We start from the raw sequence: 22,688 nt of genomic DNA on the forward strand, positions 1-22,688 counted from the left end.
TGGCCGCATGGCAAGGGGCGTGGCGGGTCAGATAGGATAAAACTGATAATGGGTGGCACTTTGATATTGCTGCCCCGGCTTGAGCCAACAGTCCGGCTGCGGCCATTCCGGGTGGTGCGGGCTGTCGGGCAAAAACTCGCTTTCCAGCGCTATGCCAGCGTAACTGGCGTAGCTGCCGCCATCACGTGCCGGTGTGCCGTCCAGGTAATTGCCGCTGTACAGTTGCAGCGCCGGAGCGCTGGTGAAGACGCTCATCTGCACCTGACCATCCGCCGACCACAGGTGCGCCGCCGGGCAGTCCAGTGCGCCGCAGGTACGGTGCAGCAGATAGGCATGATCGTAGCCTTTTACCCGCTGCTGATCGCGGTCGCGCAGGAAATCCTGCAGCAGCGTTTTCGGGTGGCGAAAATCCATGCCGCTGCCGTCCACCGGCGTGAGTTCGGCGTTGGGTATGCCCTCGCTGTCGACCGGCAGATAACGGTCGGCAAACAGTTGCAGCCGTTGCCGGCGGGCGTCGGTGTCGGCGCCGTCCAGATTGAAATAGGCGTGGTTGGTCAGATTGACCGGGCAGGCGCGATCGGTCCGGGCCTGATAACTGATTTCCAGCCGGTTATCGGCAGTGAGCCGGTAATTGACTTCAACCTCGAGATTGCCGGGAAATCCCTGGTCGCCGTCGGGTGAATGCAGCGCGTAACTCACCTGCTGCGTGTCTTGTTGAACAATCCGCCAGCGACGGGCGTTGAAGCCTTCCGGCCCGCCATGCAGTTGGTGTTCCCCTTGATTGGCGAGCAGCGGATGAGGCTTGTTGTCGACCAGCAGGCTGGCGTAGGCGATACGGTTGGCATAGCGTCCGACGGTGGCGCCAAGATAGGCCGCTTGCCGCTGGTAATCCGCCGGTGTCCGGCAGCCCAGCAGCAGTTCACGCGTTTTGCCCGATTTCAGCGGCAGCACGGCGGAAAGCCAGGTAGCGCCCCAGTCCATCAGCGTGACCGTCATCCCGCCGGCGTTCTGCAACCGGGTTAGCTGGTAGGGCTGGCCATCAGGGGCCAGTTGCAGGCTGTCTGTCAGCATATTCCGGCCCCCGCGGATGCCTTGCAAACGTAAAAGGTTTCCTGAAGTCCGTTGGTTTGCAACGGATACTCCCGCGCTACCGTCTCGCGCACCTGTTCCACCAGTTCTTGCGGCATCAGCGCCACGATGCAGCCGCCAAAACCGCCGCCGGTCATGCGCACGCCGCCGCGATCGCCGATAACGTTTTTGACGATCTCCACCAACTGGTCGATCGGCGGTACGGTAATGGCAAAGTCATCCCGCATTGAAGCATGAGATTCCGCCATCAGCCTGCCCATCAGTTTCATATCGCCCGCCGCCAATGCATCTGCGGCGGCCAGGGTGCGATCGTTTTCGGTGATCACGTGGCGCGCTCGCTTGGCGACGATCGGATCCAATTCATGCTGGATCGGGAAGAACAGATCCGGGCTGACGTCGCGCAGTGCCTTGACGCCGAAGAAGCGTGCGGCAGCTTCGCATTGTTCGCGACGGGTGTTGTATTCGCTGTCCACCAGCCCGCGCTTCACGTTGGAGTTGATGATTACCACGGCAATATTTTCCGGGACCGACACCGCACGGGTCTCAAGTGAACGGCAATCGATCAGTAAGGCATGATCCTGTTCACCGAGCGCGGAAATCAGCTGATCCATGATCCCGCAATTGCAACCGACGAACTGGTTCTCCGCCTCCTGGCCATTCAAAGCCAAGGCTACGCCATCCAGCGGCAGTTCATACAATGCCTGCATCACCTGGCCAACGGCCACTTCCAGTGAGGCGGAAGAGCTGAGGCCGGCGCCTTGCGGCACGTTGCCGGCGATCACCAGATCCGCGCCGCCAAAATTGGCGTTGCGTAATTGCAGGTGTTTGATCACGCCGCGGACGTAATCGGACCAAAGCTGGTCCGGGTGGCTGACGATTGGATCGTCGAGCGAGAACTGATCCAACTGGCCGTCGTAATCGGCCGCGATCACCCGGATCTGGCGATCGTCACGTCTGGCTCCGGCGATCACCGTTTGGTAATCAATGGCGCACGGCAACACGAAACCGTCGTTATAGTCGGTATGTTCGCCGATCAAATTCACTCGTCCAGGCGCTTGAATGGTCAGCGCGGGCGCGTAGCCAAAGCGTTGGGTGAAAATGGTGTGGGTATGATTTTTCAAACTCATTGTTTGGCTCCGGCTTCACGGTAATGAATGTCGTTAACGGCGCGCAGACGTTCTGCGGCCTGTTCTGCAGTCAGATCGCGCTGGGTTTCCGCCAGCATCTCGTAACCCACCATAAATTTACGCACCGTGGCGGAGCGCAGCAGTGGCGGATAGAAATGGGCGTGCAACTGCCAGTGACGATTATCCGCGTTATTGAAAGGTGCGCCGTGCCAGCCCATGGAATAGGGGAAAGAGCACTGGAACAGATTGTCGTAACGGCTGGTCAGTTTTTTCAGCGCTATGGCCAGGTCACTGCTCTGCGCGGCGCTCAGATCGGTAATGCGTTGCACTGCGGCCTTCGGCAGCAGCAGCGCTTCAAACGGCCAGGCGGCCCAGTAGGGCACCACGGCCAGCCAGTGTTCGGTTTCAACGATCGTACGGCTGCCGTCAGCGAGTTCACGCTGCACGTAATCCAGTAACAGAGGGGATTGGTGCTGTTGGAAATACTCGCGCTGCAGGCGATCTTCATGCTCGACTTCGTTCGGCAGGAAGCTATTGGCCCACACCTGCCCATGCGGGTGCGGGTTTGAGCAGCCCATGGCCGCCCCTTTGTTTTCAAATACCTGGACCCACGGATAGCTGCGCCCGAGATCGGCTGTTTGCTCTTGCCAGGTGGCAATCACCCGCTCCAGAGCCGCAAGCGTCAGTTCCGGCAGGGTTTTACTGTGATCGGGGGAGAAGCAGATGACCCGGCTGGTGCCGCGCGCGCTCTGGCAGCGCATGAGCGGATCCTGGTTTTCCGGTGCCTGCGGCGTATCTGTCATCAGCGCGGCGAAGTCATTGGTGAACACATAGGTGTCCTGATAATCCGGATTTTTATCGCCGGTAACGCGGGTATTGCCAGGGCAGAGGAAGCAGTCCGGATCGTGCTGCGGCAGCGTTTCCTGCTGCGCGGATTCCTGTTGACCCTGCCATGGGCGCTTGGCGCGGTGCGGCGATACCAATACCCATTGACCGGTCAGCGGGTTATAGCGGCGATGGGGATGATCGATGGGATTAAAATCCGTCATTGCGGTTCCTTTTCTTGTCCGGTGCGGCTGGGTGTAATCGCTTTCATCAAATCCTGGCGCACCCTTTACAGATTAAAATGGATAACGATGCGCAAAAAGATAGCATGCCCGACGGAGTAAAAAGGTGATCCAGAGCGAAAAATGGAATCGTTTACACTTGAGGCGACAAGAAGGAATGCTGGTAATACGGCAGAGGGGTTAGGGCAGAGAAAGCAGGACAACAAGTTGGATGATAGCGTTTTCATCCATAGCGCCGGCAGAGGGACTCCTGCCGGCTGAGAAGGTCAGGGATGTTGATACAGTGGATAAGTGAATAACAGCAGGTGCGTCAGATTAAGCCCGAAATGGAACAGGATCGGCACCCACAGGCGGCCGCTCCACATCCACGCCAGGCCGTAAATCAACCCGGCGAGCGTGGCGAAGGCTACCATCAGCATGCCACCGGCTAGGTGCGCGGCACCAAACACCAGTGCTGCGATTATCAATGCGGGCCAGGCGCCCAGCCACTGGCTGAGGCGTTGCTGCAGATAACCGCGAAACAGCGCTTCTTCCGCCATACAGACAAAAAACAGGTTGGCCATCACAAACGCCAGGATCCAGTCCGGTGCGTGCGGCTCAATCTTCAGACCACCGAGGGCTACGGCCACCAGCAGTAAGGCAGGCACTGCCAGTATCAGCGCGATCCAGCCGGTTTTACCGACGCTTTTACCGGTTTCAGCGGCAAACAACGTCGGCAGGCAGGCGAACAGCAGGAATGGCACCAGCGCTTTGTCGAAATTGTAATACATGGTGAACGGTGCGCTGAGCGGGCCGGGTTTCTCACCGTCGATCATCAACTGGTTATGGAACCCTGGTACCAGATGCAGGAATAGCGCCACGCAGCTTGCCACCACCAGCACTTCCAGCAGCACCGCCAGATTACGTTGGGCACGGAAATGGTGGCGCAGGCCCGCCAAAGCGGCAATGACCAACACATACACCAGACTCAGCGGGGTCAACACCCCGTGGTACATCCCCATGCCCGCTGATGCGGCCAGCACCAACCAGGCAATCAGCCGGTTAAATGGCAAAAAGAATAACGAAATCGAAAGTACGCCCCACATAACTCTATCCCTTTAAATATGCACACAGCGCTCAGTGCCTGTGCGGCGTGTGAGTATGGCGAAGTTGAACGCTATGACGAATAGTAACATAGAGAGGTTACAGCAAAGGTCCGGACAGTGATCTGACGTGAGTTTATTCGGCAACTGTCTGATTTACCCTTTCATCCAGGCCTGCGAGCGCATGATTTCCGCCAGGTTTTGCAAAATATCCAGGCTCTGTTGGTGTATCTCCTCGCTCGGCGCTGCGCACAAATCTTGCAATACGGTAACCTGAAAACCTGCGTCGTGAGCCTGTCGCGCGGTGCTTTCAATCGCCAGCGGGGTGCTGACGCCTCCCAGCAACAGGTGATGGCAACGATGCTGCTGCAACCAGGCTAACAAATTGTTACCGGCAAAAGCGGAAACGGCGTTCTTTTCGAACTGAACATCCACCGGCAACACCTGTAAAGCCTTGTCCCATTGGCAACCGGGGCTGCTCAAACGCAGAGCGCCGATCTGCTTCAGGTGGTTGAACAGCGGAGAGTGGGGCGGGATATCGTGATAATCGTCGGCAAACCCCACACGTACCCAAATCACTGGAATTTTGCGCACCCGTGCATAGGCCGCTGCGACATTGGTGTTGGCAATCAGATCATGCGCCGCCACCTGTTCATGGCAGTGATTCGCGCGCCCCTTGGGGCCAATCAGATCCTCGATCAGATCGATAATAATCAGTGCGGCGGACATAGCCTCTCCAAAAATGAATCCTTCATCCCTTTATGATAAAAGGCCCACTGCGATGTGCTGCGGAGGAAGTGTTGCCGGATATGTCATCGGATGAGTGGCTGGGCCACCCCTCCGAAGGATTATCCAGAATGTCAGGCAAGCTGCTCCTGCTGATAGCGGTAACCGTCACCGTCGGGCAAGAAGCTCAGGCGGTGGGTAATGCACTGTGGCGCGTCTTCCGCATGGTGGGAAACAAACAGCAATTGGGTGGCGCCCTGGCCGATCAGCACGTCGACAAAGCGGCGTACCAGTTGGCGATTGAGCGGATCCAGCCCCTGCAACGGTTCGTCGAGGATCAGCAACGCCGGATGCTTGACCAGCGCACGGGCGATCAACGCCAGCCGCTGCTGGCCCCAGGACAGGCTATGAAACGGCGTATCGCCGCGGGAACCGCCCAACCCCAACAGCGCCAGCCATTGGTCGGCCAATTGCTGCTGCCGGTCAGACACGGCCTGATAGATGCCGATGGAGTCGAAAAATCCGGACAAGATCACGTTGCGTACGCTTGAGCTGACACGGTAGTCCAGATGCAGGCTGCTGCTGACATAGCCGATATGGCGTTTGATATCCCAGATGGTTTCTCCGCTGCCGCGGCGGCGGCCGAACAGGGTAAGATCGTTGCTGTAACCTTGTGGATGATCGCCGGTGATCAGACTGAGCAGGGTGGATTTACCGGCACCGTTAGGACCGACGATCTGCCAGTGCTCACCGGGGTTAACCTGCCAGTCGAGATGATTAAGGATGGGGCGATCGTTGTAACTGACCACGCCGTCACGCAGCACGATTAACGGTTGATCCGTCGGCAAGGTGGTTTTCTGGGCCGGATCCTCGGTTTCCGGCAGCGCCAGGCCATCCAGATTCTCGCTGTGCGCCAATTGCGCCACCAGCGCGTCCGCCATCACCTGCTGGCGTGTGCCCTGGCTTGCGAGAGTGCAATCTGCCAGCACCCCCACCTGCCGGATAAAGTCCGGCACCTCGTCAAAACGGTTGAGCACCAGTACCAGGGTGTAGCCGTGCCCGGAGAGTTCGTTTAGCAGTGCGGCCAACTGGGCGCGGGAATTCACGTCGAGCCCGTCGAAGGGCTCATCCAGGATCAGCAAGTCGGGCTGCGGCATTAACGCCCGGCACAGCAGGGTTTTGCGCGTTTCGCCCGTGGAAAGGTACTTAAAACGGCGCGTCAGCAGTGCAGTGATGCCAAACTGCGCGGCCAGTTGCGCGCAGCGCTCCGGGTCTTTCACTTCTTCTTGAATGATTTCCGCCGCGGTGCGGCCGGTGTCTTCTTCGCCGGGGCTGAGCAGGTCGGTATTGTTGCGTTGCCATTCGTCGCTGACCAGTTTTTGCAATTGTTCGAAGGAGATGCGCACCTGGCGGCTGAAATCGCTGCGGCGCTCGCCACTCAGCAGCACCAACTCATTGGCCAGCGCGCGCGCCAGGGCGGATTTTCCGCTGCCGTTGGCGCCGACAAAAGCCCAACTGTCGCCAGACCGAATCTCCAGCGTGTCCAGCGTCAGGGTACGGGTATCGCTTAAGCGAAATGAACCTTGCGAAATGTGCATCAACGACATGACCTATTCCTTATACCCGTCGTATTTCAAGCCGCTGCGTGGCTGGCTGCGACTTGAAATCTATAGGATATTTTGTAGATATTTTGTTTAGAAATAGGCCCATTGGCGGGTGAAGTCAATCGGCAAAAACGCAACGTTACGTTGCGTTTAACACAACGTGGCGACAATCACCCGGTCGGCGTTAAACAGGGCGTGCACCGCGCTGCCGGGTTGCAATTTAAGCTGTTGCAGTTCCTGATTGGCCACCGTGGCGCACAGGATTTCGCCGCCCGCCAGCGTCACCAGCACTTCGCTGTGATCGGCGCCCGGCTGGATGCTGGCCACCACGCCCGCCAGCGCATTGTCCGCTGCCCCGATGAGGGCCGGATCGGTATTGAGCTTCACCCACGGCGCTTTAATCAGCGCCAACACTTCCTTGCCGGGGGCGAGCTGCAGCCGGTCGGCGCTCTGTTGGGTAAGCGCCGCGCTGAGGCGAGTTTCTCCATCGTTCAGTAAAATCTCCAGATGCTGCTGCACCTGCCGATGGTCGCGCTCGATGACGGTGCCGAAGAACTGATTACGCGCGCTGGTTTGCAGCGAAAAGCGGGAGATCGCCGCCAGCAGGCTGTCGAGCGGCAGATTGTCTTGCTGCAGTACGTCGAAGGCTTTTTGCTGGATTTGGCCCAGCAGATCGTACAATTGGATCAGCCGTTCACCGTAGTGGGTGATCTGAGCGCCGCCGCCGCCCTTGCCGCCGGTGGCGCGTTCCACCACCGTTTGCTCCGCCAGTTGGTTCATGTCGTTAATGGCATCCCAGGCGCTTTTATAGCTGATGCCCGCCAGTTTGGCGCCCTGGCTGATGGAGCCGGTATGCCGGACCTGCTTGAGCAGCGCGATGCGGCGTGGATCGGCGAACAGTTTCTGCTGGAGTTTTAGGGTAAGGAGGATTTCGGCCTGCATAACGTGTCCTGTCGGCTGCAAAAGCCTTATTGTCGCCGATTTACCGGCAAAGCGCCAAAATGGCACGTTTGGCCGGTTACAAATTTCACCCGATGTTTAAAATAACTCCGTTTTAGCCGCTATTTTGGTTTAAAATGGCGCTACGTAGCGGTGTTCATTACCGCTCAATGGGCAGTTAAGTGAGGCTACCATGTTGGAATTATTGAAAAGTTTGCTGTTCGCTGTGGTAATGGTGCCGGTGGTCATGGCGATCATTCTCGGCCTGATCTACGGTTTGGCGGAAGTGTTCAACATTTTCTCCAAAGTGGGCCGCTCGAAAGAAAACCGCACTCAGCACTGATCGTCACCCATCCCCCTCTCAATGCCCGCCGGCGCCGTTCGGCGGGTGTTTCTCAAGATATGTCTTCCCCTGCCGATAAACCGCATGACAAGTTTCCGCACAACGTTATATTATTTTTTATATAACGAAGGGCGATATTGCACATTAATTTGCGGAGAACACCATGAAACAGCAATGGACTAAATGGGTCGGCGGTATTGTATTGGCATCAGGTATGGTCATGCAGGCGTCTGCGGCAGAGAAAATTACCGTTTTTGCGGCGGCATCGCTGACTAACGCGCTGCAGGATATCGCGGCCCAGTATCAGAAAGGCAAGGATGTGCAGGTGGTTTCTTCATTCGCCTCGTCTTCTACGCTGGCACGCCAGATTGAGCAGGGCGCTCCGGCCGATCTGTTTATCTCCGCCGATCAGCAGTGGATGGACTACGCCATCGACAAACAGCAGATGGTCAAAGAGACGCGGTATACGCTGTTGGGCAACGAACTGGTACTGATCGCAGCCAAAGACGGCAAGCAGGATAAAATTACGCTTAACAAACAGACCGACTGGGCGAAGCTGTTGAACGGCGGCCGCCTGGCGGTGGGCGATCCGGACCACGTACCGGCGGGGATCTACGCCAAAGAAGCGTTGCAGAATCTCGGCGTTTGGGCCGCGTTGGAGCCTAAACTGGCGCGAGCCAACAACGTACGCAGTGCAATGGCGCTGGTGGAGCGCGGCGAAGCGCCGTTGGGCATTGTGTATGGCTCAGATGCGGTAGCCAGTGATAAAGTCAGCGTGGTGGGCGTCTTCCCGGAAGACAGCCACAAACCGGTTGAATACCCGATGGCAGTGGTTAAAGGCCATCAAACACCGGCCGTCAGCGCTTTTTATAACTACCTGAAAAGCCCGGAAGCGGCGGCTATTTTTCACCATTATGGATTCTCCCCGCGTAAATGATTCTGAGTGAGTACGAGTGGCAGGCCGTTGAACTGAGCCTGAAAGTGTCCGCCGTGGCGGTAGTTTGCAGCTTGCCTTTCGGCATTCTGATGGCCTGGATCCTGGTGCGTTGCCGTTTCCCCGGCAAATCGCTGCTGGACAGTCTTATCCACCTGCCGCTGGTGCTGCCGCCGGTGGTGGTCGGCTATATACTGCTGATCGCCATGGGGCGGCGCGGGGTGATTGGCGAATGGCTGTATGACTGGTTCGGTTTCAGTTTCAGCTTTAGCTGGCGCGGTGCGGCGTTGGCGTCCGCCGTGGTGGCGTTTCCGCTGATGGTGCGGGCCATCCGGCTGGCGCTGGAGGCGGTGGATACCCGCCTCGAACAGGCTGCCCGCACGCTGGGTGCCAATCCGTGGCGGGTGTTTTTCACCATTACGCTGCCGCTGTCGCTGCCTGGGGTCATCGTCGGTGTGGTGCTGGGTTTTGCCCGCTCGCTGGGGGAGTTCGGCGCCACCATTACCTTTGTATCCAATATTCCCGGCGAAACGCGCACCATTCCGCTGGCGATGTATACCCTGATTGAAACGCCGGGGGCGGAAGCCGCCGCCGCACGCCTGTGCGTGATTGCCATAGCGTTGTCGCTGGTTTCACTGATGGTTTCCGAGTGGCTGGCCCGCTGGGGCCGCAAACGGATGGGTATCTAAATGCTGGAGCTGGATTTTTCCCAACGCCTCGGCGATCTCGACCTCAACGTGCGTGCGGATCTGCCCGCTCAGGGCATTACCGCCATTTTTGGCCTGTCCGGCGCCGGTAAAACCTCATTAATCAACGCTATCGGCGGCCTGACGCGCATACAGCAAGGGCGTATAGCGCTCAATGGTCGCACGCTGGTGGATACTGCCAGCGGCCTCTGCCTGCCGCCGGAAAAACGCCGTATCGGCTACGTGTTTCAGGACGCGCGCCTGTTCCCGCATTACCGGGTGCGCGGCAACCTGCAATACGGCATGGCGGCCGGCATGCGCTCGCAGTTCGACAGCATCGTTGAACTGTTGGGCATTGGCCCCTTGCTCAACCGCCTGCCGTTGACCTTGTCCGGCGGTGAAAAACAACGAGTGGCGATTGGTCGCGCCTTGCTGACCGCCCCGGAACTGCTGTTGATGGACGAACCGCTGGCGTCGCTGGATCTGCCGCGCAAGCGCGAACTGCTGCCGTACCTGGAGCGGCTGGCGCAGGACGTCAATATCCCGATCCTCTACGTCAGCCACAGCATGGATGAAATCCTGCGTCTGGCGGAACAGGTGATGGTGCTGGATAACGGCCAGGTGCGGGCATTCGGCGGGCTGGAAGAGGTTTGGGCCAGCAGCGCGCTGCGCCCCTGGTTACAGCGAGAAGATCAAAGCAGCGTGTTGCGCGTCAGCGTGATCGAACATCACTCACGCTATGCCATGACCGCGCTGGCGCTGGGCGACCAACGCCTGTGGGTCAGCGGTGTCGATGCCCCATTGGGGGCGCAACTGCGTATCCGCATCAATGCCGCCGACGTTTCGCTGATCTTGCAGCCGCCGGTTAACAGCAGCATTCGCAACGTCTTGCCGGCCAAGGTGACCGAGTGTCTGGAAGTCGACGGGCAGGTGGAAGTGAAGCTGGCGGTGGGGGAAAGCGTGCTGTGGGCGCGCATTACGCCGTGGGCGCGTGACGAGCTGGCGATCCGGCCGGGGCAGTGGCTGTATGCGCAGGTGAAAAGCGTGTCGATCAGTCGCGAGGCGCGCTGAATACGGCCCTCCCGCAGGGGAGGGCGAAGGGGTTACTGGCCCAGCACCCGCGTGCGGATCACGTCGGCGATGCCTGGCTGCAGGTGATCGGCGATCACCAGATCGGCGCGCTGTTTGATAGCGTCATCGGCGTTGCCCATGGCTACGCCTAGGCCGGCGGCTTCCAGCATGCTGAGATCGTTGTAGTTATCCCCGAAGGCCACCACTTGATCCATGCTCAGCCCCTGAGACTCGACCCACTGTTGCAGGCGTTTGCCCTTGCTGTTGCCGCCTTTGGCGATATCTACCTGATCGTGCCATGACCATTCACACGCCAGCCCCAGCTCTTTTTCCACCGTTTCGGCGAAGCTGCGCAGCGCGGGAATATCGTCGTGCGAGGTCGCGAACTTCCAGATCGACTGCACCTTGTCCACCGCCTGAACCAGACTGTTGACGTGAAGCAGCGTCGGGCGTTGCGCCGGGGGCAGGGTTTCCGCCCAGGCCAGCGAGCGGGTGATGTGGCCGCTGGTATCCTGATACAGCATGGCGTCGTCCACATACATCAGGCCGTGAATGCCGCTTTGTTTCAGCATTTGCAGCACCAACCTGGCCTGCTCTTTTGGCAGCGGATCGGCAGCCAACACCTTTTTCTGCTGGAAGTCATACAGATAGGTGCCGTTGCAGCAGATCGCCGGCGTGTCTATTTCCAGCGCCTGATAGAACGGGTGGATCGCCACGTGATGGCGACCGGTGGCCACCACCACTTTGATACCGGCGGCGCGTGCTTCAGCCAGGGCCGCCAGCGATTGCGGCAAAATGCGTTTTTGGTTGTCCAGCAGGGTGCCGTCCAGATCGAGGGCAATGACGCGGTAGCTCATAGGGATCTCATTATCGTTAGCAACAAAACTAACCTGATGGTACACCGGATAAGCGATGGATAAAACTGCACAGATTTCATCTGCAATCCGGGGTTGTTATGTCACCGATGTGAGGTAAGCTAGGGGAAACCGACAAACCTGAAACCGGTTTCTCTTTTACTCTCTTCAAGGAGAACACATGAAGCAAATCGTTTATGTCGCCAGCCCGGAAAGCCAGCAAATCCACGTGTGGCAGTTAAATGACACCGGCGCACTGGTGCTGCTGCAGACCGTCGACGTACCGGGCCAGGTACAGCCGATGGTGATCCACCCGGATAAAACGCACCTGTACGTTGGCGTGCGCCCGGCTTTCGGGATCGTCAGCTACCGCATTGAGGCGGACGGTAAACTGCAACAGGCCGGCATGGCGCCGCTGCCGGGCAGCCCAACCCATATTTCCACCGATTTGCAGGGCCGCTATCTGTTCTCCGCGTCCTACAGCGGCAACTGCACCAGCGTCAGCCCGATCGGCCATGACGGTGTGGTAGTCGCGGCCCTTCAGCAGGTCGACGGTTTAACCGCACCGCACTCGGCCAATATCGACCCGACCAATCAGCTGCTGTTGGTACCTTGCCTGAAAGAAGATCGCATCCGCCTGTTCAACCTGAGTCTGGAAGGCAAACTGACGCCGCACGCGCAGGACGCGGTGGCTACCGCAACCGGTGCAGGCCCACGTCATATGGCGTTCCACCACAATGACAACTATGCCTACTGCGTGAACGAGCTGGACGGCACGGTAGACGTGTTCGTCATCACTGAAAACGGCAGCAAATACACCCTGACGCAGACGGTGAATATCATGCCGGACGATTTCGACGGCACCCGCTGGGCGGCAGATATCCACATCACACCGAATGGCCGCTTCCTGTACACCAGCGACCGCACCGCCAGCATTCTGACGATTTTCAGAGTGTCCGAAGACGGCAGCACCCTGTCGCCGGTCGGCCATCATCCGACCGAAGAGCAGCCACGCGGTTTCAACATCGACCACAGCGGCCGCTTCGTGATTGCAGCAGGTCAGAAATCCGATCATATCGGAGTCTATGAAATCGATCAGACCAACGGCAAACTGACCACGTTGGCAAGGTACCCAGTGGGTAAAGGCCCGATGTGGGTAAGCGTGTTAGCGAAGTAAATGATACCCGTCGTCTTTCAAGCTGCAGCGTTGTTACCTGCACTCTGTTATTCGGCCCATCCGTGGGCCGAACCCCTTCGGGGCCGCTGCAAGCCGCGTTCAAATCTGCTCCCGGCAGATTTGTCACCCCAGTCACTTACTTGAGTAAGCTCCGGGGATGAGCGAGCTTGGCGCCTAGCTGCAACTTGAAATCCATAGGGTATGAATTATTGGAAAGTAGGCTCGAAAGAGCCTTTTATTTGCCAAAAAATCAGTTGTACTTCACCGTCAGCGTAGCGCTGCCGAGGCTATGGAAGTGCACGTTAAAACCAACCAGTGCGCCGCTGGAGCCTTCATCCACCTCAATGGTTTCTACATCCAACGCATGCACGGTGAAGTGATAGCGGTGGCTTTCGCCCTGCGGTGGGGCCGCGCCGCCGTAGCCGGCTGAACCAAAATCGGTGCGGGTCTGGATAGCGCCGGCCGGCAAACCGCTTTTGCCTGAGCCTGCGCCCTGCGGCAGTTCACGCGTCTGCACCGGGATGTTGGCCACTACCCAGTGCCACCAGCCGGAGCCGGTCGGGGCATCGGGATCGTACACCGAAATCACGAAACTCTTGGTGCCTTCCGGCACGCCATCCCAGGCCAGATGCGGCGACAGGTTCTCGCCCTGATAGCCCATGCCATTAAAGACCTGGCGCTCCGGCATTTTCGCGCCGTCTTGCAGATCGTTGCTGTACAAACGAAAGCTCATAATGACTCCATGGGTCGGTAAAAGCTGAATGCCTAAGCTAGACCTTTTTGGCGCGATAACACAAGCGTCATTGCATCTCGCCAGTGGCCTCACCTATGAGTTACCATCCTTAACGCCGAAGCTACATAAGCGACATCAATAATTCACAGATCGATAAAAGTAATCATGATTTCATTCAAAAAACGCACGCCGAGGTTTGGTTGGCTGCGCCGCTGGGCCAAGGGCATCAAGCGCGACATTTATGCGCTGTGGCTGGCGGCCCGCGATCGGCGCACTCCCTGGTACGCCAAACTGGTTGCCCTGCTGGTGGCCGGCTATGCGGTGTCGCCTATCGATTTGATCCCGGATTTTATTCCGGTGCTGGGCTATCTGGACGACGTGATCATCGTGCCGTTGGGCATCATGCTGGCGGTGCGCCTGATCCCCCAACCGCTGATGGCGGAACTGCGGGAGAAGGCGCAACGGCGTATCGATAATCCCACCGGCCGCATGGCGGCGGTGATGATCATTTTATTGTGGGTGCTGTGTCTGGTGTTACTGGCCCGCTATCTGGACCAGCATTGGTAGGCCGTTAGCTCGCCGCTGCGGCCACGGCCGCGGTCAACCGGCTGAGCTGATCGGGCTGAATGATGTAAGGCGGCATCAGATAAATCAGCTTGCCGAATGGCCGGATCCACACCCCGCGCTCCACGAACCCGCGCTGCAACTGTGCCACGTTCACAGGTTCGCGCATTTCCACCACGCCAATCGCCCCCAGTACTCGCACATCCGCCACTTTTGGCAGAGACAGGAGCGGCAATAGCTGCTGTTTTAGCTGAGTTTCGATGGTGGCGACCTGCTGCTGCCAATGGTTTTCCGCCAACAGCGACAGGCTGGCTTCGGCCACCGCGCAGGCCAGCGGGTTACCCATAAAGGTCGGCCCGTGCATAAAGCAACCTGCCGCACCGTTGCTGATGGTTTCCGCCACGTGGCGGGTGGTCAGGGTAGCCGACAGCGTCATATACCCGCCGGTCAGCGCCTTGCCCAGGCAGAGAATATCCGGTACCACCTCCGCGTGCTCACAGGCAAACAGCTTGCCGGTGCGGCCAAAACCGGTGGCGATTTCATCGGCAATCAGCAGTATCTGATGCTGGTCGCACAGCTCGCGCACCCGTTTGAGGTAGGTGGGGTGGTAAATGCGCATTCCTCCTGCGCCTTGCACCACCGGCTCCAGAATCACTGCGGCGATCTCCCCGGCGTGCTGTTCCAGCAGTGCGGCGAACGGCGCAATGTCGTTTTCATTCCAGGGTTCATCAAAACGGCACTGCGGCGCAGTGGCGAACAGGTGCGGCGCGAGATAGCCCTGATACAGACTGTGCATCGAGTTGTCCGGATCGCACACCGACATCGCGCCGAAGGTATCGCCGTGATAGCCGTGACGCAGGGTCAGAATGCGCTGCCGCCGCTCCCCACGCGCCTGCCAGTATTGCAGCGCCATCTTCAGCGCCACTTCGACGGCCACCGAACCGGAATCCGCCAGAAAAACGCATTGCAGCGCCTCCGGCGTCATCTCCACCAGCCTGCGGCACAGCGCGATAGCGGCAGGATGGGTGATGCCGCCGAACATCACGTGCGACATTTTTTCCAGTTGCCGGGTGGCGGCCAGGTTCAACTGCGGATGGTTATAGCCGTGGATCGCCGCCCACCAGGAAGACATGCCGTCTACCAGGCGCCGGCCGTCGGCCAATTGCAGCTCGACGCCGCTGGCGGCCTCTACCGGATAGCAGGGCAATGGATGGCTCATGGAGGTGTACGGGTGCCAGATATGGCGCTGGTCGAATTCAAGGTCGGAGGCGCTGATAGACATGCTTGTAAACCAAATCATATTCGTAATGGTTGACAGTATATCCACAATATCTACACTGACGACACTTTTTTCATTTTTGGAGACGCCGTGATGGCCGATCGCATTCACTGGACAGTGGGTCTTGCCCAGACCCTGTTTGATAAACCGTTACTTGAGCTGTTGTTTGAAGCCCAGACCGTTCACCGTCAGCATTTTGATCCGCGTCAGGTGCAGGTGAGCACGCTGTTATCAATCAAAACCGGCGCCTGTCCGGAAGATTGCAAATACTGCCCGCAAAGTTCGCGCTACAAAACCGGTCTTGAGACGGAGCGGCTGATGCAGGTGGAACAGGTACTGGAATCGGCGCGCAAGGCCAAAGCGAATGGATCGACCCGCTTCTGCATGGGGGCGGCGTGGAAGAACCCGCACGAGCGCGATATGCCCTATCTGCAACAGATGGTGCAGGGGGTGAAGGCGATGGGCATGGAAACCTGCATGACGCTGGGTACGCTTGACCACACCCAGGCCGAACGGCTGGCGGACGCCGGGCTGGATTATTACAACCACAACCTGGACACCTCGCCGGAGTTTTACGGCAACATCATCACTACCCGCAGCTATCAGGAACGTCTGGACACGCTGGACAAGGTGCGTGGGGCGGGCATTAAAGTCTGTTCCGGCGGCATCGTCGGGCTGGGTGAGACGGTGCGTGACCGCGCGGGGCTGCTGGTGCAGCTGGCTAACCTGCCGACACCGCCGGAGAGCGTGCCGATCAACATGCTGGTGAAGGTAAAAGGCACGCCGTTGGCGGATAACGATGACGTCGATCCGTTCGATTTCATTCGCACCATCGCGGTGGCGCGCATCATGATGCCGGCTTCCTACGTCCGCCTTTCCGCCGGTCGCGAACAAATGAACGAGCAAACTCAGGCGATGTGCTTTATGGCCGGCGCCAACTCCATCTTCTACGGCTGCAAACTGCTGACCACGCCAAATCCGGAAGAAGACAAAGATCTGCAACTGTTCCGCAAGCTGGGCCTCAACCCGCAGCAGACCGAAACCGAGCACGGCGACAACCAGCAGCAACAGGTACTGGCGGAGCAGCTGCTGCATGCCGATACCGCTGAGTTTTACAACGCGGCGCTGTAATGAGCTGGCAACAACGTATTGAACAGGCGCTGGAGGAGCGGCAGCAGAATGCCGCTTACCGTCATCGCCAGGTGAACCAGGGCGGCAATGGCCGCCATATTCAGCTGGGCGGCGAGCGCTACCTGAATTTTTCCGGCAACGACTATCTTGGCCTGAGCCAGGATCCGCAGGTGATCGCCGCCTGGCAGCAGGGCGCCCAGCAGTATGGCGTCGGCAGCGGCGGCTCCGGGCACGTCACCGGGTTCTGTGCGGCGCATCAGGCGCTGGAACAGCAACTGGCGGAGTGGCTCGGCTACCCGCGTGCGCTGCTGTTTATCTCCGGCTATGCCGCCAATCAGGCATTGCTGGCGGCGCTGATGCAGGCGGACGATCGCATATTGGCGGACCGGCTCAGCCACGCGTCGCTGCTGGAGGCGGCCGCCCATTCACCGGCCCAGCTGCGTCGTTTTCGCCACAATCAGCCGCAGGCGCTGGCCGGTTTGCTGGCAAAATCCTGTGGTGGCCAGATGCTGGCGGTGACCGAAGGGGTGTTCAGCATGGACGGCGACAGCGCACCGCTGGCAGAGCTGCATCGCCTGACCCAAGCGGCGGGTGCCTGGCTGATGGTCGATGACGCGCACGGCATCGGCGTTCACGGCGAACAAGGGCGCGGCAGTTGCTGGCAGCAGGGCGTGCGGCCCGAACTGCTGGTGGTCACCTTTGGTAAAGCCTTTGGCGTCAGCGGCGCGGCCGTGCTGTGCGACGAAGCCACGGCGGAATACCTGCTGCAGTTTGCCCGCCATTTGATTTACAGCACCGCGATGCCGCCGGCGCAGGCTTGCGCCTTGCAGACGGCGTTGCACCGCATCCAGCAGGGTGACGAATTACGCGCCCGGCTGCAGGACAATATTCAGCGCTTCCGGCAAGGTGCGGCCCAGTTGCCATTAGCCTTGACGGCGTCGGTGACCGCCATTCAGCCGCTGCTGGTGGGCGACAACCAGCGTGCGCTCGATCTGGCGCAGCAGCTGCGTGGCCAGGGATTGTGGGTGAGCGCCATTCGCCCGCCAACGGTGCCACCGGGCGGCGCGCGCCTTCGCATTACCCTGACGGCGGCGCATCAGCCGCAGGATATCGATCGCCTGTTGGAGGTATTGCATGACGTCAGCCTTTGAGCCGGTCAACAAGCAGGCGGTAGCCTCGGCCTTCAGCCGTGCGGCGGGCAGTTATGATTCGGCGGCGGTACTGCAACGTGACGTCGGTGAGCGCTTGCTGGGGATGGGGGCGGAGCATCGGGGCGAACAGTTGCTCGACGCAGGCTGCGGCACCGGGCACTTCAGCCGCCGCTGGCGCGAATTGGGGAAACAGGTCACCGCGCTCGATCTGGCGCCGGGCATGCTGGCATTCGCCCGCCAGCAGCAGGCTGCGGACCATTATCTGCTGGGGGATATCGAAAATGTGCCGCTGCCTGCGGCCGCGGTGGATATCTGTTTCAGCAGCCTGGTGGTGCAATGGTGCAGCGATTTACCGCGCGCTTTGGCGGAGTTGTACCGGGTAACCCGGCCAGGTGGCGTGATTTTGTTTTCTACGCTGGCAGAAGGCTCGCTGGCGGAGCTGGGCGACGCCTGGCAGCAGGTAGACGGCGAGCGTCACGTGAACGACTTTCTGCCGTTAGCGCAGATCGACGCGGCCTGCGCCGGCTATCGCCACCGTCTGGAGACGGAGCGACAAACCTTGAACTACCCGGACGTGATGGCGCTGATGCGATCGCTCAAGGGGATCGGCGCCACCCATTTGCATCAGGGGCGCGAAGCCGGTTTGCTGTCCCGTCGGCGGCTTGCCGCTTTACAGGCTGCCTATCCACGCCGGGGCGGGCAATTCCCGCTCAGCTATCATCTGGTTTATGGAGTGATTTATCGTGATTAAGCGTTGGTTCGTCACCGGCACCGATACCGAGGTGGGTAAAACCGTGGCCAGCAGCGCCTTGTTGCAGGCGGCCAATTTGGCGGGTTATCGCACGGCCGGTTACAAGCCGGTTGCCTCCGGCAGTGACATGACGGCCGAGGGACTGCGCAATGGCGACGCGCTGGCATTACAGGCCAACAGCGCCGTGGCGCTGAGCTACGCGGAGGTGAATCCTTATGTGTTTGCCGAACCGACGTCGCCGCACATTGTCAGTGCCGACGAAGGGCGGCCAATCGAGCTGGCCCAGCTTTCCGCCGGCCTGCGCCACCTGGAGCAAAGGGCCGACTGGCTGTTGGTCGAGGGGGCAGGCGGTTGGTTTACGCCGCTTTCCGAGCAGCATACCTTCGCCGACTGGGTACAGCAGGAGCAACTGCCGGTGATCTTGGTGGTGGGGATCAAACTGGGTTGCATTAATCATGCCGTGTTGACCGCGCAGGCGATCCAGCAGGCGGGGTTGCAGCTTGCCGGGTGGATTGCCAACGACGTGACTGCACCGGGCCGCCGTCATCAGGAATATTTGGCTACGCTGCGCCGTATGCTGCCTGCGCCATTGCTGGGGGAGATCCCGCATCTGCCGCAACCTGAGCGGCAGGCGCTGGGGACGTATCTGGATTTGAACGTTTTATCCCACTGATCGTCGAGTCGTCCGTCCACGGCATTTACCGTGGACGGAGATAATGTGACTTGTCGTTTTCACATGGCAGTAACGCAGGCATTATCGAAGTACAGAACGCCATTTTTCGCTAAAGCGTACAAATTGAAAGACAGGATGACGTGGGTCGCCCAAACCGGCACTTTGCGTCTGTTGCTGTTGAAACGGTACTCTTTGAACTGAGCATAATCATTGGCGTTTAGGGTGCCATCCCAGGCGGCGGCATCAGATTTGGCGATGATCGACACACCGTTGCTTTCGATCTCCTGAATGCAGGCATAGCGCAGTGTGGCAAATAAATTGCCGGACCCGCCATTCAGCGCTTTCAGAGTAAAGCAGGCGCCCAACTGTTCATATTGCGATACCGGAACAACCACCCTCAGACCGGCGTTGGTATTGGTATTGCCCAATTTGGTCACTTTTAACGCATTGCTGCCGTTAACGCCCGTACCGGCTTCAATGGCGAGGGTAATGGCATCCGAGGTAAAAGGATCGCTGACGTTACCGCCGGAAACCTCCCAACCGAAGGGTTTGGTGCTGAATGCGAAACTGCCGTCCTTGATTTTATTATTATTCGCGGTAGTTAAAGTTTGAAGGCCTTTACCTCCGCCGCCGCCATCGAGCCGGCTGTTATTAATCACAAAGTCGCCAGTGCCGCCGAAATAACGCCCTGTCGCGGTTCTGACACCATAAAATTTAACGTTTTCGACGATAATTCCACTGCTGCCCGCTTCGGCAAAAAAACAGTAATCTTTGGTCAGAGGGCCTTCCAGCGTAATAATCTCGCCTCCCTGAATAAGCAATGAGGCATTTTGGTTGGCGCTACAACGGAAGGGGAAGTCAGTGAGTGGGCTATTTTCATTATTGAACTCGATATGGCAACCGTGCAGTTCGACGCTCCCTGCCTGCACATTTACAATAGCACCAGCGTAATCTATTGATGTACCGAAGAAACGAAAAGCGCCGTTCGGGTTCTGGTTGCCGATGGCCAGCCCTTGCGAGTTACCGAGAGTGCCGCCAAAGAAGTTAATGCCCTCACCAAAGTTTTTAGCACCGGATTCAGCAGAGGGCATGTGCACGCATTCATGACAGCGGATGATCTCACAGGCATAGTGATGTCCAATATAGGCGTTGGAGCCAAAATACATACCGTAATAAAAACCGGAGATATACACGTTATTAACGGAAAAATTCCCCAGCAGGCCTCCCTGCAAGTTTCCCTGAGGATCTTTTTTTTCCGGTGAATCAAACAAGATCCCGTCAATAAAGTTGTATTCGACTTTTTCTTCATCGGTCACAGTAGGCTGTGTGGGTTTTTTCTTTGCACCAATCCCTTTGACGGTAAAGTTTTTTAAGATTGGTGCTGGTCGAATTGGGACGCCATTATCCAATGCGAGGGACGTTGCGTAGCAACGCATAAAGTAGTTGTGATCGCTTTCAGTACCACTTGGAATATTAGTGGTTATTTTTACGCCATTGCCGTCGATATAAACGAAACCCACGTCGATATCGGTCTTGGGCGCGACCCATTCCTCAAAGGGCGCAGTGAATTTGACGATTGCCGGTCTTTTTAATGTGTCTTTAATGAAGGTTTGCGCTTTGATCAGCTCATCGCGTGACTTGACGTAAATCCCCCCGATATCGAGACGTTCTTTTAGGGTCCAGATCTTCGTGTTCAGATCGCTATATTGAATAAACGCTGCGTCGTTATCAGCCATTGTCCACTCCTCAGTAAGGTCAATCAGGTATGAAAGCCCGTTGAGTATGGAAGGCGTGTTGACTCATTCACAGCAACGCGGGCTCTGCCTTGGCTGATACAACACAGGAGCAGAGAAAGGGGATTTACCGGCTCGAACGAGAGCAGGGGCGCAATACTCCGCGCCCCGCCAGTTACACTGCCAGATAGGCATTGATCAAATCCTCGTCCAACTGCTCCAGCGTGCCGTTCGCCACACTGCGGCCCTGATCCATCAGGCAAAAGCGATCCGCCACGCGGCGGACAAACGGCAATTTGTGTTCCACCAGCAGGATCGTCATGCCCAGCTCGCGGTTCAGCTTGCGGATCGCATTACCGATATCGGCGGCGATCGAAGGCTGTACTCCACTGGTCGGCTCGTCGAGGATCAGCAGCTCCGGCTCCAGCACCAGCGCACGGCCAATCGCCAGTTGCTGCTGCTCGCCATCGCACAAATCACCGGCCCGGCGGCTGCGCATTTCCCGCAGGTTGGGGAACAGGCTGTAAATGAGAGGCGGAATGCGGCGGGTTTTGTCCCGGCCGGCCATCAGCGCCACCTGCAGGTTCTCTTCCACGCTGAGCTGCGAGAAGATTTGCCGCCCTTGCGGCACGTAGCTGATGCCCAGCGCCGCCCGGTTTTCCATCGGCTGCTGCAGCAGATTTTGCGGGGGTTCGTCCGCCAACTGCCAGGTCATGCTGCCGCTGACGACCGGCAAATGCCCCATGATGCAGTTGACCAACGTGGTTTTACCCACGCCGTTACGACCGATAAGCACCGTGCACTGGCCGCGCGGCAACTCCAGGTTAATATCCCACAGGGTATGATTTTGCCCGTAGAACTGGTTCACTGACCTTAAACTCAACATCCGACACTCTCCTCAAAGACCTGTATTCCACTCGTGGATGTGTGCCCAAATGGGCACAGGCGTAACACGTTTCTGTTAAAAACCGCACCGATCTCACCGGCCGGCATCAGCGCAGGAACGGCCATCAAACGTCTACTTCCCTGCGTTATCCACTCCTTCCTGCTTAAGCCGCCTTGGCGGTTTCTTTCCCGAGTGTCTTAATGTCCAGAACAAAATGCTGCATGCCTACCTTTAACGAGGTAGTTACGGTTCAGGAAAAATAAACGATTTGCAGGCAAAAATGGTTGTTAATGCCAATTTATCAGCGTGTATTCGCTTTTATCGTGCCATTGACAGTTATTTAACCCCAGGCTGGCGCTGACCGAAGAGCAGCGAATCCTGCCGTAGCGACACGGATATTTCACCTGGTCGCACTTTTGCCGTTAAACGATATTGCAACTCTCAGGCCAACTTTTACAATTGGAAAAAAAAGGGGAATGTTATTGTCTTGTTAACCGTTTGGCAGGCGTAGACTGGTCCGGTGGCCCGGCCAAAAATGCGGTGGAAAGTTAACGCGGACGATTTTTGCACTGTTGCAGTGCTGTGAGGAAAAGTGATGGTGCAAACTATTTCGCCGGTTGCGGCAAGATGCAGCACATGAGCGCAAAAATGGGATAAATGTGTTTTTGGCAATGGGGATGCTTAGCATTAATCGGCATAAACAAAGCGAATTTTTTGTGAAAAAATAACTAAAAAAGCCGTTTCGGTGAGGTGAAACGGCAAAAAGCGTTCTTTCTGCAACTCCCGTCACGGGCGGGGCGGTGGGAGTTATCCACTATTCCTGTGGATAACCTTGTGCATTAGATTTAGAAAAGCGGTTTAAAGCGAGAGCGGGCGCGGGTTCTGTTCGCGTTGGCCGCATTCTCATCTTTTTATTAAATATGTTTAATATCAATAAATTAACTAAAATCAAGCCACGAAGGTATTGATGATGTGGCTATGTATGATTTTTCGCCGCAGTGCTATCAATAAGTTAATTTTTGACGGATTTTGGGGATAAATCAGTTATTGACAATAAAAATGTCACGCGACTGTAACCCTGTCGGTGC

22 protein-coding genes are annotated in these 22,688 nt (G+C 57.9%); 10 read left to right on the forward strand and 12 right to left on the reverse strand.

Annotation, left to right across the window (positions count from 1 at the left end):
- Positions 1-27: 27 nt before the first annotated feature.
- From galM to modE, 7 genes are all read right to left on the reverse strand, one after another.
- Positions 28-1,071, reverse strand: a complete 1,044-nt coding sequence (gene galM / locus JEM67_RS07185; protein ID WP_013811940.1) for a galactose-1-epimerase — start codon at positions 1,069-1,071, stop codon at positions 28-30.
- Positions 1,065-2,216: a galactokinase gene (gene galK / locus JEM67_RS07190; RefSeq protein ID WP_199635479.1), complete on the reverse strand. Its 1,152-nt coding sequence runs from the start codon at positions 2,214-2,216 to the stop codon at positions 1,065-1,067. The genes galM and galK overlap by 7 nt, the downstream gene beginning before the upstream one ends.
- Entirely contained in the window at positions 2,213-3,265 is a 1,053-nt protein-coding gene (galT, locus tag JEM67_RS07195; RefSeq protein ID WP_199635478.1) for a galactose-1-phosphate uridylyltransferase, read from the reverse strand. The genes galK and galT overlap by 4 nt, the downstream gene beginning before the upstream one ends.
- Positions 3,266-3,549: 284 nt before the next feature.
- A complete protein-coding gene (locus JEM67_RS07200) occupies positions 3,550-4,368 on the reverse strand; it encodes a CPBP family intramembrane glutamic endopeptidase (protein WP_199635477.1) in 819 nt (272 codons plus the stop codon).
- A gap of 153 nt (positions 4,369-4,521) precedes the next feature.
- Entirely contained in the window at positions 4,522-5,094 is a 573-nt protein-coding gene (locus JEM67_RS07205; RefSeq protein ID WP_013811944.1) for a cysteine hydrolase family protein, read from the reverse strand.
- Between the two features lie 131 nt (positions 5,095-5,225).
- Positions 5,226-6,698, reverse strand: a complete 1,473-nt coding sequence (modF, locus tag JEM67_RS07210) for a molybdate ABC transporter ATP-binding protein ModF (protein WP_199635476.1) — start codon at positions 6,696-6,698, stop codon at positions 5,226-5,228.
- A 147-nt stretch (positions 6,699-6,845) separates the two neighbouring features.
- Entirely contained in the window at positions 6,846-7,637 is a 792-nt protein-coding gene (gene modE / locus JEM67_RS07215; RefSeq protein WP_199635475.1) for a molybdenum-dependent transcriptional regulator, read from the reverse strand.
- A gap of 190 nt (positions 7,638-7,827) precedes the next feature.
- Here modE and JEM67_RS07220 point away from each other — a divergent pair, with 190 nt between their 5' ends.
- The 4 genes from JEM67_RS07220 to modC all read left to right on the forward strand — a co-directional run bounded on the left by JEM67_RS07220 (position 7,828) and on the right by modC (position 10,668).
- Positions 7,828-7,977, forward strand: a complete 150-nt coding sequence (locus tag JEM67_RS07220; RefSeq protein ID WP_004941845.1) for an AcrZ family multidrug efflux pump-associated protein — start codon at positions 7,828-7,830, stop codon at positions 7,975-7,977.
- A 163-nt stretch (positions 7,978-8,140) separates the two neighbouring features.
- Positions 8,141-8,914: a molybdate ABC transporter substrate-binding protein gene (gene modA / locus JEM67_RS07225; RefSeq protein WP_013811947.1), complete on the forward strand. Its 774-nt coding sequence runs from the start codon at positions 8,141-8,143 to the stop codon at positions 8,912-8,914.
- Positions 8,911-9,600: a molybdate ABC transporter permease subunit gene (gene modB / locus JEM67_RS07230; RefSeq protein WP_013811948.1), complete on the forward strand. Its 690-nt coding sequence runs from the start codon at positions 8,911-8,913 to the stop codon at positions 9,598-9,600. Before modA ends, modB begins: the two co-directional genes overlap by 4 nt.
- Positions 9,601-10,668: a molybdenum ABC transporter ATP-binding protein ModC gene (gene modC / locus JEM67_RS07235; RefSeq protein WP_013811949.1), complete on the forward strand. Its 1,068-nt coding sequence runs from the start codon at positions 9,601-9,603 to the stop codon at positions 10,666-10,668. It abuts the gene before it with no gap.
- Between the two features lie 32 nt (positions 10,669-10,700).
- Here modC and JEM67_RS07240 read toward each other — a convergent pair whose 3' ends face one another.
- Positions 10,701-11,525, reverse strand: coding sequence for a pyridoxal phosphatase (locus tag JEM67_RS07240; protein ID WP_199635474.1), 825 nt, complete (start codon positions 11,523-11,525; stop codon positions 10,701-10,703).
- 178 nt (positions 11,526-11,703) lie between these two features.
- Here JEM67_RS07240 and pgl point away from each other — a divergent pair, with 178 nt between their 5' ends.
- Entirely contained in the window at positions 11,704-12,699 is a 996-nt protein-coding gene (gene pgl / locus JEM67_RS07245; RefSeq protein WP_199635473.1) for a 6-phosphogluconolactonase, read from the forward strand.
- 250 nt (positions 12,700-12,949) lie between these two features.
- Here the strand turns inward: pgl and JEM67_RS07250 are convergent, their stop codons facing one another.
- On the reverse strand, positions 12,950-13,432 hold the full coding sequence (locus tag JEM67_RS07250; protein WP_199635472.1) for a kinase inhibitor: 483 nt from the start codon (positions 13,430-13,432) through the stop codon (positions 12,950-12,952).
- A gap of 165 nt (positions 13,433-13,597) precedes the next feature.
- On the opposite strand from JEM67_RS07250, the gene JEM67_RS07255 reads away from it, so the two are divergent.
- On the forward strand, positions 13,598-13,999 hold the full coding sequence (locus JEM67_RS07255; RefSeq protein ID WP_199635471.1) for a YkvA family protein: 402 nt from the start codon (positions 13,598-13,600) through the stop codon (positions 13,997-13,999).
- Positions 14,000-14,003: 4 nt separating this feature from the next.
- Here JEM67_RS07255 and bioA read toward each other — a convergent pair whose 3' ends face one another.
- The gene (gene bioA / locus JEM67_RS07260; protein WP_199635470.1) at positions 14,004-15,278 is read right to left on the reverse strand and encodes an adenosylmethionine--8-amino-7-oxononanoate transaminase; all 1,275 of its coding nucleotides are present in this window, start codon (positions 15,276-15,278) and stop codon (positions 14,004-14,006) included.
- Between the two features lie 90 nt (positions 15,279-15,368).
- Between bioA and bioB the strand changes: the two genes are divergently transcribed.
- The 4 genes from bioB to bioD are packed head-to-tail and all read left to right on the forward strand — an operon-like array spanning position 15,369 to position 18,981.
- The gene (gene bioB, locus JEM67_RS07265) at positions 15,369-16,406 is read left to right on the forward strand and encodes a biotin synthase BioB (protein WP_013811954.1); all 1,038 of its coding nucleotides are present in this window, start codon (positions 15,369-15,371) and stop codon (positions 16,404-16,406) included.
- Positions 16,406-17,557, forward strand: coding sequence for an 8-amino-7-oxononanoate synthase (gene bioF, locus JEM67_RS07270; protein ID WP_199635469.1), 1,152 nt, complete (start codon positions 16,406-16,408; stop codon positions 17,555-17,557). Before bioB ends, bioF begins: the two co-directional genes overlap by 1 nt.
- Positions 17,541-18,308 carry a malonyl-ACP O-methyltransferase BioC gene (gene bioC, locus JEM67_RS07275; RefSeq protein WP_013811956.1) on the forward strand — a complete coding sequence of 256 codons (768 nt, stop codon included), beginning with the start codon at positions 17,541-17,543 and terminating at the stop codon, positions 18,306-18,308. The genes bioF and bioC overlap by 17 nt, the downstream gene beginning before the upstream one ends.
- Complete coding sequence (bioD, locus tag JEM67_RS07280) at positions 18,301-18,981, forward strand: dethiobiotin synthase (protein WP_199635468.1); 681 nt, start codon at positions 18,301-18,303, stop codon at positions 18,979-18,981. The genes bioC and bioD overlap by 8 nt, the downstream gene beginning before the upstream one ends.
- Before the next feature lie 59 nt (positions 18,982-19,040).
- On the opposite strand, the gene JEM67_RS07285 is transcribed toward bioD, so the two are convergent.
- Complete coding sequence (locus tag JEM67_RS07285) at positions 19,041-20,717, reverse strand: hypothetical protein (protein WP_199635467.1); 1,677 nt, start codon at positions 20,715-20,717, stop codon at positions 19,041-19,043.
- A gap of 172 nt (positions 20,718-20,889) precedes the next feature.
- A complete protein-coding gene (locus JEM67_RS07290; RefSeq protein WP_004941886.1) occupies positions 20,890-21,600 on the reverse strand; it encodes an ATP-binding cassette domain-containing protein in 711 nt (236 codons plus the stop codon).
- Between the last annotated feature and the right edge of the window lie 1,088 nt (positions 21,601-22,688).

Source organism: Serratia sp. PAMC26656, from assembly GCF_016469055.2.
GTDB lineage: Bacteria > Pseudomonadota > Gammaproteobacteria > Enterobacterales > Enterobacteriaceae > Serratia > Serratia plymuthica.

Bases quoted from the DNA above. Each gene is read 5' to 3' on its own strand.
- JEM67_RS07200 (WP_199635477.1), bottom strand. From the start codon at position 4,368: ATGTGGGGCGTACTTTCGATTTCGTTATTCTTTTTGCCATTTAACCGG.
- JEM67_RS07290 (WP_004941886.1), bottom strand. From the start codon at position 21,600: ATGTTGAGTTTAAGGTCAGTGAACCAGTTCTACGGGCAAAATCATACC.
- modE (WP_199635475.1), bottom strand. From the start codon at position 7,637: ATGCAGGCCGAAATCCTCCTTACCCTAAAACTCCAGCAGAAACTGTTC.
- bioC (WP_013811956.1), top strand. From the start codon at position 17,541: ATGACGTCAGCCTTTGAGCCGGTCAACAAGCAGGCGGTAGCCTCGGCC.
- JEM67_RS07220 (WP_004941845.1), top strand. From the start codon at position 7,828: ATGTTGGAATTATTGAAAAGTTTGCTGTTCGCTGTGGTAATGGTGCCG.
- modA (WP_013811947.1), top strand. From the start codon at position 8,141: ATGAAACAGCAATGGACTAAATGGGTCGGCGGTATTGTATTGGCATCA.
- JEM67_RS07250 (WP_199635472.1), bottom strand. From the start codon at position 13,432: ATGAGCTTTCGTTTGTACAGCAACGATCTGCAAGACGGCGCGAAAATG.
- pgl (WP_199635473.1), top strand. From the start codon at position 11,704: ATGAAGCAAATCGTTTATGTCGCCAGCCCGGAAAGCCAGCAAATCCAC.
- galK (WP_199635479.1), bottom strand. From the start codon at position 2,216: ATGAGTTTGAAAAATCATACCCACACCATTTTCACCCAACGCTTTGGC.
- galT (WP_199635478.1), bottom strand. From the start codon at position 3,265: ATGACGGATTTTAATCCCATCGATCATCCCCATCGCCGCTATAACCCG.
- bioB (WP_013811954.1), top strand. From the start codon at position 15,369: ATGGCCGATCGCATTCACTGGACAGTGGGTCTTGCCCAGACCCTGTTT.
- modC (WP_013811949.1), top strand. From the start codon at position 9,601: ATGCTGGAGCTGGATTTTTCCCAACGCCTCGGCGATCTCGACCTCAAC.
- modB (WP_013811948.1), top strand. From the start codon at position 8,911: ATGATTCTGAGTGAGTACGAGTGGCAGGCCGTTGAACTGAGCCTGAAA.
- bioA (WP_199635470.1), bottom strand. From the start codon at position 15,278: ATGTCTATCAGCGCCTCCGACCTTGAATTCGACCAGCGCCATATCTGG.
- bioF (WP_199635469.1), top strand. From the start codon at position 16,406: ATGAGCTGGCAACAACGTATTGAACAGGCGCTGGAGGAGCGGCAGCAG.
- JEM67_RS07205 (WP_013811944.1), bottom strand. From the start codon at position 5,094: ATGTCCGCCGCACTGATTATTATCGATCTGATCGAGGATCTGATTGGC.
- galM (WP_013811940.1), bottom strand. From the start codon at position 1,071: ATGCTGACAGACAGCCTGCAACTGGCCCCTGATGGCCAGCCCTACCAG.
- JEM67_RS07255 (WP_199635471.1), top strand. From the start codon at position 13,598: ATGATTTCATTCAAAAAACGCACGCCGAGGTTTGGTTGGCTGCGCCGC.
- modF (WP_199635476.1), bottom strand. From the start codon at position 6,698: ATGTCGTTGATGCACATTTCGCAAGGTTCATTTCGCTTAAGCGATACC.
- JEM67_RS07240 (WP_199635474.1), bottom strand. From the start codon at position 11,525: ATGAGCTACCGCGTCATTGCCCTCGATCTGGACGGCACCCTGCTGGAC.
- JEM67_RS07285 (WP_199635467.1), bottom strand. From the start codon at position 20,717: ATGGCTGATAACGACGCAGCGTTTATTCAATATAGCGATCTGAACACG.